Raw genomic sequence first — 14,618 nt, 5'->3', positions numbered from 1 at the left:
ATGAAAAATATTGGTGTTAAAATTATAATGATTTCTTTGATTTTTGTGGGAACAAAAAGTCATTCCCAGAAAAATGCAAAGCAGTCTTTCGATTTAAAGCGAAATGAAGTTTATATCGACTCAATGATGACAAATGCGCTCGAAAAAGGCTTTTTTCCTGGTGCGCAAATTATTGTTGGAACTAAAGATGAAGTTCTGATTTCAAAAAATTATGGATATCATGATTATACGAAAAAGCAATTGGTGAAATCTGACGATGTTTTCGATTTGGCTTCGATGTCTAAAGTTCTTGGAGCGACGCTTGTTTCGATGCGTTTGGTTGGAGACAATAAACTAAAACTTACAGATCAAGTTGGCCAAATTGTTCCAATGTATAAAAATACAGCCATTGCAGATTTAACGCTTTTTGAACTTTTAACACATACTTCTGGATTAACGCCAAGTATCACTTTTTATCAGGCATTGCTTTCTACGCCAGATAATTCGCCTTTGTTGAGCAATCAAAAATCGGAGCAATATGTTGAGCAGTTTGATAATATGTATGTGAACAAAAACATTGTTTACGACTCAAAGTATTTGGTTTTTGAACCGAAACAAAATTGGGTTCAGATTTATAAAAATATGTGGCTGAATCCAGAATTTTATCCATCAGTTTACGAAAGGATTGCGAAAGCAAATACAAATCCGAGAGGGAAATATTTGTACAGCGATTTAAACTTGCTTTTGGTGAAACAAATGATTGAAACCAAAACAGGAAAGAAACTCGATCAGTTTACCAATGAAATTTATACGGAATTAGGCATTTCAAAAATTGGCTATAATCCGTTAAAATGGACTTCGATAGATAATGTAATGCCAACGGAAGTAGATCATTTTTTTAGAAAAGATACGGTTAAAGGTTATGTGCACGATGAAGCAGCGGCGATTTTTGGAGGCGTTTCTGGGAATGCAGGTTTGTTTGCCAATGCAGAATCGATTGCAGTAATCTGTAAAATGTTACTGAACAACGGAACTTATAATGGAAAACAGATTCTAAAAGCAAATGTTGTAAAAGAGTTTGCAGATTCTCCGCTTGCAAAAGAAGGAATTTATAGAGGTTTAGGTTTTGACAAAAGAAAACCGGATGAGTTTTTTACCAAAGACGATTTTGGACATACAGGTTTTACAGGAACTTTTTTCTTCATGAACAGAAATAGAAATCGATTTTTAATCATTCTGACGAATCGTGTAAATCCAACGAGGACAAACAGATTAATGTATAAAGACGATTTTAGTGCTAAAATCTGGAGGCAAATTAATAGATGATTTTTTTAGCCACGAATTCATGAATTTTCAATATTAGATTAGTGTAATTCAGTATGTTTTTTTAATAAACAGATATAAAAAAATAATTCGTGAATTCGTGGCTAAAAATACAACGACATGAAAAACTAATCATAATCAGATTGAGGTAGGAATTTCGGAAGAAGAAATAAGGAGCAGTTGGGAAAAAGATGGAGAGTTAAACATTTGATTTATAAGTAATATCTTTCAGGTTTATTTGAATTTTAGGAAAATAGAATAGAAATTCGTCCGGACTAGTTATAATTACAAAACTGGTATGCTTTATTGGTACGGTAAGAGATTACTTTTGCCAAAAAAATAGTAAACCAAAATGAAAAAAATCTATTTTGCTGTTTTTACAGTAATTTGTACCAATTTTTACGCACAGACAAAAAAGGATTCCATCAACCAAATGGATGAAGTTATTATTAATGAAGGCCGTTTTAACACGCCTATTTCTAAGCAAAACAGAAATGTTTACGTTATTTCGAGCGAAACCATAAAAAAACTTCCAGGAAGAACATTGCAAGAAGTATTGCAATATGCCAACGGAGTCGATATTAGACAAAGAGGACCTTTTGGAACTCAAGCAGACATCAGTGTTGACGGCGGAAGTTTTGAGCAGACTGTTGTTCTGTTAAACGGAGCAAAAGTAATCGACTCGCAAACGGCTCATAATATGCTGAACTTGCCTCTTCCGGTTGAAGCAATTGAAAGAATTGAAGTAGTTCGCGGACCAGCGGCAAGGATTTATGGGATCAACAGTTTAACTGGAGCGATTAATATCATTACCAAAAAGCCAACTGATTCTGGATTTTTAGTAAGCACTTATGCAGGTTCTAACTTCGAAAAAGATACTCAGGACACTGGCGATACATTTTACGGAACAGGCGTTCAAGCAGGAGCTGTTTTAGGCAAAGAAAAACAACAGCATTTGCTTTTTGCTTCGCACGATAAAAGTAATGGTTACCGTTATAATACAGCATTCGAAAACAATAAAATTTTCTACCAAGGAAACGTGCAGATAAATGATAAGAACGAAATTTTAGGTTCTGCAGGTTACATCAAAAACGGATTTGGAGCAAACGGATTTTACGCTGCACCAGGAGATAAAAATGCTACTGAGATTGTTCAGACTACGTTTGCCAACATTCAGTCCAATCATCAAATTACAGATAGCTGGAAAATCATGCCGAGAGTTACGTACCGATACAATTATGATGATTACCGCTATTTGGGAAATTCAAATCTAGCTGTGGGAAGAAGTCAGCATTATACTAATTCTATTGCGGGAGAATTGAATTCTACGGTTAAATTATCAAAAGGAGAAATTGGTTTTGGAGCTGAATTCAGAAATGAAAATATTCATTCTTCAAACATTGGAGACCACGATCGCGAAAATGTTGGGCTTTATGCAGAATACAGAAGAAGCTTTACTGAAAAACTGGATGTCAATATCGGAACTTATTTAAACTACAATTCAGATTATAAATGGCAAATCTATCCAGGAATCGATGCTAGTTATGCTATTACCGACGCATTTAAAATCATTGGAAATGTAGGAACAAGCCAAAGAATTCCGTCGTTTACCGATTTGTATCTGAAGCAGACCGGAAATATCGGGAATCCAGATTTAGATTCAGAAAATGCTTTTCAGAGCGAAATTGGATTTAAATACAATAAAAGAGCTTTGAGCTTAAACGCTAATTATTTCTACAGAAAAATAGACAATTATATCGACTGGATGCGTAATGCTACAAATGTGCCTTGGCAGAGCCAGAACAAAGGAGATTTGAACACAAACGGAATTAATTTACGCGGAAATTACAGATTTGATTTCTCTAAAGATTCTAGATTAAGCATTTTGTTAGCCTATACTTATTTAGATTCTGAATTTAAGACGACACGTACAGAAACGTATTCAAAATATGCAATTTCTTCATTAAAACATCAAATTACCAATACAATAGATTATCAGTTTAAAAACCTGTCTGTAATGTTTGCAACTCGTTTCAACGAAAGAATTACAGGACCTTCTTACTGGGTAAATGATTTTAGAGTAAGTCAAGCGATTAACAAATTCACTATTTTCTTAGATGGCCAGAATATTTTTAATGCCACTTATTATGAAGTAGGGGCGGTGCCATTGCCATCACGCTGGTTTACTTTGGGAGTAAAACTGGTGACTTTTTAAAAAGACTTTTTTTTCAGATTTTAGATTGTTAAAAAACGGCCTGTAAATATTGATTTTACAGGCCGTTTGATTTTACTATTAGTCAGTTATAGATACATTTAAGCTATCTGCTTTTTTAAGTACTGCCGCTTCTTTTTTAGCGCTAGGAGAATCTTCGTCATTGCAAAGTGCGTCGCAGCTGTAATTAAAACTTATCAAAATGACGATTGCGATAATTTTAAAATATAAGTTGTTCATGTTGTTGGGGTTTAAGGATTAATTTTTTGCGCAAAATATAATGGCATCCCGTTCTCTACTTATATAATTTTAGGCAAATCTTTCATTATTCCCACTTTTTTATTTAGCAGATAATGTTTTAAAAATCAATTGTTTGAAGGGTTTAGTGTGGGAATTATGTAAAAATACGCTAACAATTATATAAATGAAAGATTTTTAAAATATGAACTTTGAAAATGAGAATATTCTGAATGTCTAACCCAAAAGATTATAATCATGAATATAAAAGGAAGTATAATTGTAATAGAAGAAAACAAAGAAAATCGTCTTTTGTTTCAGGAAATTATTTCAGATTTGGAACTCAGGAATACTCTGCTTTGTTTCAACACCTTTGCTGAGGCTATGTTGTATATGGCTGCTCAAAAAAATATACCTTTTTTGTTATTTTCCAATGTATTGCAATTCAATGAAGATGACAGACAATCCAGTTATAAAAAAACAATATTAAGGAAGATGAAATGTCCTTGCCTTTTTTATTCTATTTTGTTTACCAGTTCTTTTGTCATAGATACTTATGCAATACCTGCAAAGAGTTATTTTATAACGCCTTACAGCGATGAAAAATTTAAAGAAACTATACAGACCATAATAGAATACTGGTCACTGAAACATTCTGCCGAACAATACAAATCAAAATGGCGAAACAAAATAAAAACACTATAAAACAGAATCTTATAAATTTTCTCCAAAATGATATAACAAGTACTTCGCTTAATTTATTGAATTTTACTGTTTATGAAACGAGGTAATAATCATACTTTCAATTTCTGATGGTATAAAAACAGTAGAAAATGGATGCAAGAAATGAAAACAACGATTTATTCCAAGATGGCATTGATCGTACTCAAGAAGCAAATTGGGATCCTATTTTGGGGTATCACATGTATTTTCCGAATGACGAGAATAAGGATGAGGAATTAAATGAAGCCAATAGCCCAATTCAAAAACCAAATACAGGAGATTGGGGAGATGATGCTGATTACGAAGAGCTCAGACATAAAGATAATTCCGTCATGAACATTCGAACTTTTCGAAATGAAGAAACAAAAACAGATTAAAGAATAAAAAGAGTGGTTTTCCACTCTTTTTTTATACAGGAAGATAAATACAAATAATAGTTCCTTTTTCTGGTTTGCTTGAAACTTGAATGAAACCGTTATGATTGGAAACGATCTTATGCACGATCGTCAAACCCAATCCGCTACCATAATGGTCTTCGTTGCTATGAAGCTTATAGAAAGGATCAAAAATTAAATTTTCAAAATCTTTCGTAAACCCCATTCCATTATCTTTAATCATGATTTTAGTATAATTTCGGCTTGAATTGGCATTTACATGTTTAATTTCCTCTGGAGATGGCTGTACTGCACTTATCTTAATCTGGGGGTTTACACCTTTCTTAGCATATTTAATAGAATTGATTATTAATTGAGAAAAAAGCTGTTTCATCTGGGAAGGAATACTATAAAGAACAGGAAGCAAATCGGAAATAATTTCTGCTTTGTGCTCTTGGATCATGACTTTTAGTTCGATCATAACTTTTTTTATTACAACATTAAGATCAGTCTTCTTGAAAGATTTTTCGCTAAAATTTACTTTAGAATAATCAATTAAATCTTCAATAAGCTGATTCAGATTTACAGCTGTATTCAATAGACGATGCAAATTGTGTTTTCCTGATTCCGACAATAACTTTTCGGAGTCTAAAACCTTTTTTCCAAACATATAGATTTTTCGTCCAGGTTCAAGCAAATTATGGCTCGCTGCATTGGTAAATGATTCTAGATGTTCACTGTAGCTTTTTAATTCAAGATTTTTATTTTTAATAGATTCATTGCTAAACTCTAACTCTGTAATATCTTCAAGTGCAATTAAAATCATTCCTTCGGGAACAGAATGAATAATGGGAGTGGCATTTAAAATCATTGTTTTTTTTATTCCGTTTTCAAGAATAAAACTGATTTTAAAATTTTCTACCGTTTCTCCCTGATTTACTTTCTTCAAAACAGATTCTTTGAATTCTGGAATATTCCAATGGCAAGAGCCAATTTCAAAAATTGAATTTCCTTCTGTTTCTTCCTGAATGGTTTTAAAATAATTGTAAAATGAAGTATTGGCGCTTTTTATAGCAGCGTTTCGATCAATTATAAGTATTGGCTCTCGGATTGTTTTTACAATAGATTCGTAAAAGTTTCGCATAAGAGCAAGTTCATCCCTACGGTTCTGTAATTCTTCATTTAAAAAAGAAAGCTCCTTGTTATTTGACTGCAATTCTTCAGCAGAAGCCGTAAGTTTTTCGTTTATAAGCTGTAATTCTTCAGTATTAGCCAATAATTCTACGTTGGTATTCTGCAATTCTTCAAAATAAATCTGCTGTTCTTCGGTAACTCTTTTAAAATCGCCTCGAAGCTGATGCAATTCTTTTTCAAATTCGTCCGAAGGACTTTCAGCATTGGTAATGAGTTCTGAATGCGAAAGTGTTTTTTTGCAAAACACAATCAACAGCAAATCAAGATTTGAAGGAAGAAAAATAACTTCGAAAGAAGTTAAAAAAGATTGTTTTTTTACAGCAATGTAGCCGTTTGAGAAGTTTTTTTTCTCGTTTCTTGCTTTTAAAATGGCATTTCTAAGTTCCAGACTAATCTCTTCTCGAACCATATTTAAGATGTTGAAACTTGGTTTTCCAGATGCTGGCTGTAAAAACGGACTTGTGTCTCCGTGAAAATAGACAATTTCAAGCTGTTCGTTTATCATTACGGCCGCAGGAGAAAAATTTTCAAGAAGAATGTCAGAAGCAATTTTTTTATAATCTATTTCAGTTTCTGAGGCAACATTTTTTGTTCTATTGCTGTTTGTGCCTAAACGGATAGTTTTGGGATGTTTCGTTTCATTTTTTCGAATATAGATTTTCTCTTGTTTATCCACTATGGCGAATAAATCGGGCACATTATGGGCTGTTTCTGCTTTTCCTAAAAATAAATATCCGTTATCTCTTAGAGAATAATGAAAAGAAGTCAACACTTGATTTTGTAATTCTGTATCAAAGTAGATTAAAACATTGCGGCAGGAGATAAGATTTATTTTAGAAAATGAGGCATCTTTTGTTAAATCATGAACAGCAAATACACACATGTCCTGAATAATTTTATTGACATGAAATGTATTGTTTCTTTTTGTAAAATATTTTTCGAGTCTTTCACTGCTAATATTTTTGACATCTTGCAAAGTGTATACTCCCGAGCGCGCTTTGACAATGCAATGATCAGATAAATCGGAGGCAAAAATTTGAATTTTTATATTATGCTTATTATTCTGCTCTAAATATTCGTGCAGACAAATTGCCAGTGAATATGCTTCTTCTCCCGTCGAGCAGCCCGCAGACCAAATACGTAAAATCTCATTGTTTGCATTTTCTATTAAAGAGGGAAAAATGGCTGTGCACAAATGATCGAAAAATGAAGCATCTCTAAAAAAGTAAGTCACAGGAATAAGAATATCATTAAACAAAGCGTCTTGTTCTACTGTACTGTTTTTTAGAATATTCAAGTATTTTTGAGTGCTTTCCTGATGTGTAACCACCATTCTTTTTGCAATACGTCTTCGAATTGTCTGATGTTTATAATGTTGAAAATTGGTTCCTGTTCTTAGTTGTAATAAAGCAGTAATTTCTTTAAGTAGATTTTCTTCCTCTTCGTTGTTATTATTTTGATTGTCTTGGTAGGCGTGATTGACTACATAACTGTTTTGTATTTCTTTTAATTTGTCTGAAACTCGATCTTGCGGACTAAAATAATCTATAAAATTTCCAGTGTCATCGTTTTTCGGAACTCCCTTTTTGTGCAGAATTGCAATAGAAGTACCGCCCATTTCTTTGACTTTTTTAAGTCCGGCAAAACCATCTACAGCGCTTCCAGAAATAACAAGACCAATGGTATAACTTTTATAAATGCTAGCAAGAGAATCAAAAAAGAAATCGAGGCAGTTGGCAGAATTACTGCTTCTTGTTCTTGATTTAAGCACAAGCGAACCATTTTCGATTTCGAGAAAATTATTAGCTGGAATAACATAAATGTGATTTGGGTGAAGATCAACTGAGCTGACAATTTCTATAACTGGCATTTCTGAATACGATTCGAGTTCGAATGCTAGATTTTCGGTTTGTGGAAAATACAAATCTTCCATAATGAGATAAGCCATTCTAGAATCTGCGGGAAATTCTGAAATTACTTTTTTTAGAATTTCAATTTCTGATGAAGCTGAACTAATGGCAACAATCGGAAAAAAAGATTCGGCTTTTTGAGTTCTATTTAAATGCACAATATTCATGGTCGTTTGGGGTTAAGTTACCTTCATATGACGAAAGCTTTATACTAAAAACGTAGACATGCAAAAACAGATGCAATTAGTAAATGCATGTATAGCAACAAAATAGAAAATAGAAAGTATGAGATTGCTTTCACCAAATAAACGATTAAAGACAGCTATTTTTAAATTTTCAGTTTGTTTAAAAATAAGAGTCCATTAAACAATAGACTTTATTAAGTGAAGATTAAAAAGATTTTGTGTATGGTAACGCTAATGTAAAAATGAAATCTGAAATTTTGTTTACATAATTTTCAGATTAAATTCTATAATTTTCAGAACAATAAAGAAAACGCCCGCACAGAAATTTGCACAGGCATTTTCAAATTAAAAAAATGAAAAAAGTGAGTATTTTATTTTTAAATGATCTGGAGATGAGGTCTTATTTGCATGCTAACAACATCGCAACGTTTGGGCTGGCAGAGACAAAATAATACACTCATGGCAATATCTTCTGCTTCAAGCATCTTCATTTCTTTTATTTTCTCTTTTTGGACTTCTTTTGGATCAGGCTGCATATCACTTGTTACCGCACCTGGCTCTACATGCGATACTTTAATCCCAAGCGGATTAATTTCTTTGCGTAAAGCAGTGCTAAAACCTCTTATGGCAGTTTTGGTGGCTACATAAATAACGCCTGTTTTTTCTTTGACTTCGGCGCTCATAGAACCAATATTTACAATATGCCCAGATTTTTGTTCTTTCATTCTATTGACTGCTTCTTTCGCAAAAGCTATATATCCTAAGATATTGGTTTCTAAAATATACTTCCAATCCTCATACTCGCCTTCAATAATGCCGCGAGCTGGCAGAGCAGCGTTGTTAATTAAAATATCTATTCCGCCAAGGACTTTGTCAACCCTTTCCCAAATTCTGGCAATATCTTCTTTTTGGGTGATATCTGCTGTTTCTCCATAGATTTCCCCTTTAGACGATTTGGCTTTAATATCATCCATAGCATGATAAAAATCCGTTTCGTCTCTTCCAAAAATGAAGACCTTTCCGCCAAGAGAAACTAGTAAATCGGCAATAGCTTTGCCAATTCCAGTTGTACCGCCTGTTATTACAATTCGTTTCTGAGATATATTTTCAGTAAAGTAGTTTGATAAGATTTCCATGCTGTATATATTTTTATATTATTTAATGTGAAGATTGCTTAAATTGCTTTCAGCAGGACCATTTAATACTGTACCGTCGGCTGCGAATCTGGAACCGTGGCACGGGCAATCAAAAGATTTTTCATCTGAATTCCATTGCACAATGCAGCCCAAATGCGGACAAACAGCAGAGAAGGCGTGAAGCGTCTTGTCGTAATCTCGATAAACTGCCACTTTTCGTAATCCGAAAGATAGAATACCGCCTTCCCCAAGTTCTAAATCGGCTGTGTTGTCAAGATCAGATCCTGTAATCCAATCCAGATATTGCGAAGCCATATTTCCAGCTTCTTTCATATAATCTCCAATTGCTTTAAAAGTGATTCGCGACGGACTGTATAAATCCTGCCATTTATTGTCGATCCCCTGAATCATATCAGAAATAATCATGGCACCAATAGTAGCGTGAGTCATTCCATTTCCAGAATCACCAGTAATGATAAAGACATTTTGATCGCCTGGATTTCTGCCCAGAAAGCCTAAAGAATCAAAAGGTTCCATAACCTGTCCAGACCATTTATAGCTGATTTCATTTAACAATGGAAAATATTTTCTAGCCCAAATCTCCAATAACTCGTAACGCGAAAATGCAGATATTCCTTCTTCATCAGCTTGTCCCGTTTTATGATCTTCACCTCCCACAATCAGCAGATCATTTTCATCATCAAAATTTTGCAATCGCACATAATGATAAGGCTGTGCAACCCATTTGGATTCTGGATCTCCAGTATCCCACCATAAAGCATGCGGCAAACTGCCTTTCGGAATTTTTCCTCCAATAACGTAGGTTCGGTAAGCGTGCTGTTTGGTATGCATGGTCAGCACATCGTTAATAGGTGTATTAGTTGCCACAACTATATATTTGCCACAAAAATTAAAACCATTTACGGTTGCACCTTTTTCGGTTATATTTTCGGCGTGTGCTTCAGTATAAATAGTGCCGCCTAAATCGATTATAGCTTTTGAAAGTCCTTTTACATAATGTAAAATATGAAATTGCGCCTGATTTTTAAATGCGAGGCATCTTTGATTCTGAGATTCGGCCAGCGAAGGCGTATGGTTTAAAAGGACAGTTTCTAACCCTGCGTTTTGAGTAGCTTCAAATTCTTTATCCAAATTTTTTTCCTTGTCATTCGGATGAAGAAATAAATAACCGTTTACTCTTTCAAAATCGCAATCAATCTGTAACTCATTTACAATTTTTTCTATTTCATCTATTGCGGCCGTATGGCTTTCGGCGGCAAGTCGGGCGTTTTCCTTTCCAAATGTGTTTTGAAGATAATAATATCTATCGTCTAAGGCACAAGTTAAATGTGCTGTAGTTCTTCCTGTTTCTCCGCTGCCAATAAAACCGTCTTCTACCAAAACCACTTTTTTTCCTGCTTTTAAAAGCTTATAAGCAGTTGTAAGTCCCGCAATACCGCCTCCGATAATCAGCACTTCAGTAGTAATGTCCTGAGTCGGTTTTTCGAAAGCAATTATATCTGTAGAATCAATCCAGAAAGAAACATTATCACCTGAAGTAATACTGCCTTCATTTATATTTTGATTTGAATTTTCCATTTTTTAAACTTTTTGTTGAGGTCTAATCCATTCATATCAAAGCTACTAAGTAAAAAATACCAATGGCTTACAGTTTTAATTCTAAAAATTTATAGGATTTCCATTGTGCTTTTATATAACAACCAATAGAAATTTTGTAAACATAAATAGTTGAATGGTAGTTTCTTAGTGCAAATTGTAAAAACGAATTATTATGAAAACATTAAAAATTTTGATTCTCATTATTCTAACAGGAATGATAGGTTCTTGTAAAAACAATAATGATGGGTACAGCGACGAAATAGAAACTAACCAAAATCCGCTAGATACTGGTGCAGCGGCAAAAGACACTGCAAGAAGCATTAATGATAATGCCGTAAATGTCGAAGATCCGCAGAGTATGGGATCTGGCAACAGCGGATCTGCAGAACATAGCAACGCTGGAACAGGTACAGGTCCCAGTGCGAGCGCAGAAGATGGCGCAACCTACACCAGTGAATCGGGTGTACAAAAAGATAGCGTAAGATTGAAAAAAGACAGTATAAAGAAGAAAAAGAAATAACAGCATTATATAAGAAGTTTTGAAAATTGTGTAAAGAGTACATTTGTATAAAGAGCTATTTTTATAAAAATTAAAATTTGATAATGTTCATTAAAAAATATAATTATGAAAACGCAAATAATAACTAAAATGGCTTTTTTGATTCTCCTAGCAGGATTAGCATTTTCTTGTAAAAAGAATGAAAGCACTACAATAGATTCGCATGAAAATGATAGCATTCAAAACACTATGGATACTGTTGGACCAGAAGTTGATACCATAAATATGGATACGACTTCAACCGTTAAAACCGATTCTATCAAGCGATAATTGTTTTATTATGCACAAAAAACAAAAAGCTGGATCTAAAGGATTCAGCTTTTTTTGATGTTGCATCAGAAAAGACTTTTACTATGTTTTTTAGTTAAAAATCATTTTAAAGATTGCTTAAAGTGAATGCGTTTTTATTTATATTTGAGAAGGAATTTAACAAAATTCAGCGTATTTTGTAAATTAAGCAGCATTAGAAATTATTTTCACTCAGTAAGATAATGGAGTTAATAAATAATTTAGACCTTTTTAAAACTGTTTTTAATGCTGCGCCAAATGGTATTGCAGTTTTAAAACCTTTGCATAGCACTAAAAATACAATCGAAGATTTTTCAGTGCTGTTGCTAAATAACTACCTTATAAATTGGATCAATATCGAAGACTACAAGGGAAAGAGATTCAGTAAAGTTTTTTCTAAAATTGAAGGAAACACGATTCTCGAAAAGTGTATTGAAACCGCAGAAACCGGAATTACAGCCTATTTTGAGCAATGGCATAATGATGAAAGAGGAAAACAGTGCTTGAAATTTACTGTTGTTATGCAAGATGATTTATTGGTAATGACAATGGAGGATATTACCGAAAAGAAATATGCCGAAACCGAACTGAATACTGCTTTAATTGATGCGGAAAAACAAAAAAGGCTTTACAACTCTATAATAAATGGGACTCCCGATTTGGTCTATGTGTTTGATCTCGATTATAAGTTTACTTATGCCAATAAAGCCTTACTGACAATGTGGGGGAAATCGGCAGAGGATGCAATTGGGCGCGGCCTTCGAGAAAATGGATATGAAGATTGGCATGCCGAAATGCACGAAAGAGAAATAGACATTGTAGTTGCTGAAAAAAAATCCATTAGAGGAACTGTTTCTTTTCCGCATGCAGAATTAGGAAGAAGGATATACGATTATATTTTTGTTCCCGTTTTTAATGAAGACGGAAAAGTGGAACTTGTAGCAGGAACGACACGAGATATTACGGAAAGCAAACAAGCTGAAGAAAAATTGCAGCAGAGTGAAAACCGTTTTCGCAAAATGATCCATCAGACACCAGCCCCAACTTTAGTGCTACGAGGAGACGACTTGGTTATTGAGCAGATAAATAAACACATGCTGCAAATGATAGGCCGTGGTGAAGAAATTATTGGTATGCGATTGATTGATGTGCTGCCGGAACTTGAAGGGCAATATGTTTGGGAGCAGGTTTTAAAGGTTTATAATGAAGGAATTCCTTTTGACCAAAGCGAGGTTCTTGTACCGCACAATCGAACGGGAGAATTAAAAAACTACTATTATAACTTGACCTATCGCCCATTAATTGAAGAAGATCAGATAACAGGAATGATTCAAGTAGCGGTTGATGTTACCGAACAAGTTGAAGCTCGCCAGAAAATGGAAAAAAGTGAAAACCGTTTTCGAGCTTTGGTCAACGCTTCATCTGATCTGGTTTACCGAATGGATTCTGATTGGATGGTAATGCATAGCCTTGAAGGAGGAGGAAGGCTTTCTGGAACTGGAGGGCAAAGTATCAATTGGCTGGATAAATTTGTACATCCTGGCGATTTGGAACAAGCAGTTCATCTTATTTCTAAATCTATAGTGGAGAAAAGCATTTTTGAAATGGAACACAGAATTATAAAAGAAGATGATTCTGTAAGATGGGTTTTGTCTAGAGTGGTTCCGATATTAGATGAAAAAGAAAAAATCGTAGAATGGTTTGGCGCCGCGAGTGATATTACTTCACAAAAAGAACTTCAAAATGTTATTGCAGAAAGTGAAGAGAAATTTAGGCAGCTTGCCGATCTGGTGCCTCAAATTATCTGGACTGCTCGTCCTGACGGATTTATAGATTATTACAACAGCAGATGGTATGAATACACCGGTTTTAATGAATATGAATTTGGTGATTCCAGTTGGGTTCCAGCGCTCCATCCCGATGATGTTTATGATGTTTTAAGAACTTGGTATCAAAGCGTTCAAGCGGGGTCTTCTTACCAAATGGAATTTCGTTTAAAAAATGGAAGTACAGGCGAATACCGTTGGTTTTTGAGTAAAGCACTTCCTATTAGAGATAAAGAAGGCGTTATCACCAATTGGTTTGGTACCTGCACCGATATTCATGAACAGAAGTCGATTACCGAAAAGCTGGAAATTTTGGTGGCGGACCGTACCAAAGAACTCCAGCGTTCTAACGATGATTTACAGCAATTTGCTCATGTCGCTTCTCACGATTTAAAAGAGCCTGTTAGGAAAATAAAAACATTTGTAAGCCGTTTGGAAGACCATCTTGAAAATAAGCTCGACGAATCGGCAACGAGATATATTGAAAGAATCCATGTAGCGGCAGATCGCATGTTTACTATGATTGATGGTGTACTTGCCTATTCTAAAATCAATGCCGACTCGCAGAAAGCAACAATAGTTGATCTTAACGAAGTCATCAAAAATATAGAAACCGATCTGGAAATTTCACTTCAAAGAACAGGCGGAAATATTTATTATCAAGGACTTCCTGTTATTGAAGGAGCTTCTGTGCTGCTTTATCAATTGTTTTATAATCTGATAAACAATTCTATTAAATTTGCTAAAGAAAATGTTCCGCCGCAGATTGCCATTAATACAGAAGAAAAATTTGAAGACGGTAAAAGAATTGCTGTAATTACGGTACGAGACAACGGAATCGGATTTGACCCCGATCAGACGGGACGTATTTTTGAAACTTTTACCCGATTAAATTCTAAAGACCGTTATGAAGGAACTGGCTTAGGGTTGTCGCTTTGTAAAAAAATAGCGGAACGTCACGGAGGCAGCATTACAGCAAATGGAATTGTCGATAAAGGAGCTGTTTTTACAATTATGTTGCCATTTGAACAAACAGAAAAAGACATTTAAGC

At 34.3% G+C, this 14,618-nt stretch carries 11 protein-coding genes; 7 read left to right on the top strand and 4 right to left on the bottom strand.

Annotation, left to right across the window (positions count from 1 at the left end; translation table 11 throughout):
• Positions 1-1,305, top strand: coding sequence for a serine hydrolase domain-containing protein (locus BLP44_RS12475; protein ID WP_091133337.1), 1,305 nt, complete (start codon positions 1-3; stop codon positions 1,303-1,305).
• A gap of 349 nt (positions 1,306-1,654) precedes the next feature.
• Positions 1,655-3,517 (top strand): TonB-dependent receptor plug domain-containing protein, encoded by a 1,863-nt coding sequence (locus BLP44_RS12470; RefSeq protein ID WP_091133335.1) that lies wholly within the window; start codon positions 1,655-1,657, stop codon positions 3,515-3,517.
• A 78-nt stretch (positions 3,518-3,595) separates the two neighbouring features.
• Here the strand turns inward: BLP44_RS12470 and BLP44_RS22965 are convergent, their stop codons facing one another.
• Positions 3,596-3,754, bottom strand: coding sequence for a hypothetical protein (locus BLP44_RS22965; protein ID WP_160782162.1), 159 nt, complete (start codon positions 3,752-3,754; stop codon positions 3,596-3,598).
• Positions 3,755-4,009: 255 nt separating this feature from the next.
• On the opposite strand from BLP44_RS22965, the gene BLP44_RS12465 reads away from it, so the two are divergent.
• Both BLP44_RS12465 and BLP44_RS12460 read left to right on the top strand, forming a co-directional pair.
• The gene (locus BLP44_RS12465; RefSeq protein WP_066033924.1) at positions 4,010-4,456 is read left to right on the top strand and encodes a hypothetical protein; all 447 of its coding nucleotides are present in this window, start codon (positions 4,010-4,012) and stop codon (positions 4,454-4,456) included.
• Positions 4,457-4,584: 128 nt separating this feature from the next.
• Positions 4,585-4,851 (top strand): hypothetical protein, encoded by a 267-nt coding sequence (locus tag BLP44_RS12460; protein WP_091133333.1) that lies wholly within the window; start codon positions 4,585-4,587, stop codon positions 4,849-4,851.
• A gap of 31 nt (positions 4,852-4,882) precedes the next feature.
• On the opposite strand, the gene BLP44_RS12455 is transcribed toward BLP44_RS12460, so the two are convergent.
• The 3 genes from BLP44_RS12455 to BLP44_RS12445 form a co-directional block, all read right to left on the bottom strand.
• A complete protein-coding gene (locus tag BLP44_RS12455) occupies positions 4,883-8,119 on the bottom strand; it encodes a CheR family methyltransferase (RefSeq protein WP_091133331.1) in 3,237 nt (1,078 codons plus the stop codon).
• 395 nt (positions 8,120-8,514) lie between these two features.
• Complete coding sequence (locus BLP44_RS12450; RefSeq protein ID WP_008468405.1) at positions 8,515-9,273, bottom strand: SDR family oxidoreductase; 759 nt, start codon at positions 9,271-9,273, stop codon at positions 8,515-8,517.
• An 18-nt stretch (positions 9,274-9,291) separates the two neighbouring features.
• Entirely contained in the window at positions 9,292-10,872 is a 1,581-nt protein-coding gene (locus tag BLP44_RS12445; RefSeq protein ID WP_091133329.1) for an FAD-dependent oxidoreductase, read from the bottom strand.
• A gap of 193 nt (positions 10,873-11,065) precedes the next feature.
• Here BLP44_RS12445 and BLP44_RS12440 point away from each other — a divergent pair, with 193 nt between their 5' ends.
• The 3 genes from BLP44_RS12440 (at position 11,066) to BLP44_RS12430 (ending at position 14,616) form a co-directional block, all read left to right on the top strand.
• The gene (locus BLP44_RS12440) at positions 11,066-11,413 is read left to right on the top strand and encodes a hypothetical protein (RefSeq protein WP_066033928.1); all 348 of its coding nucleotides are present in this window, start codon (positions 11,066-11,068) and stop codon (positions 11,411-11,413) included.
• A gap of 105 nt (positions 11,414-11,518) precedes the next feature.
• The gene (locus BLP44_RS12435) at positions 11,519-11,722 is read left to right on the top strand and encodes a hypothetical protein (RefSeq protein WP_091133327.1); all 204 of its coding nucleotides are present in this window, start codon (positions 11,519-11,521) and stop codon (positions 11,720-11,722) included.
• 221 nt (positions 11,723-11,943) lie between these two features.
• A complete protein-coding gene (locus tag BLP44_RS12430) occupies positions 11,944-14,616 on the top strand; it encodes a PAS domain-containing sensor histidine kinase (protein ID WP_091133325.1) in 2,673 nt (890 codons plus the stop codon).
• The last annotated feature ends 2 nt before the right edge of the window (positions 14,617-14,618 follow it).

This window comes from Flavobacterium anhuiense, assembly GCF_900101855.1.
In the GTDB taxonomy this organism is placed as follows: Bacteria; Bacteroidota; Bacteroidia; order Flavobacteriales; family Flavobacteriaceae; genus Flavobacterium; species Flavobacterium anhuiense.
This window is presented reverse-complemented; position numbering and strand designations above follow the sequence as displayed.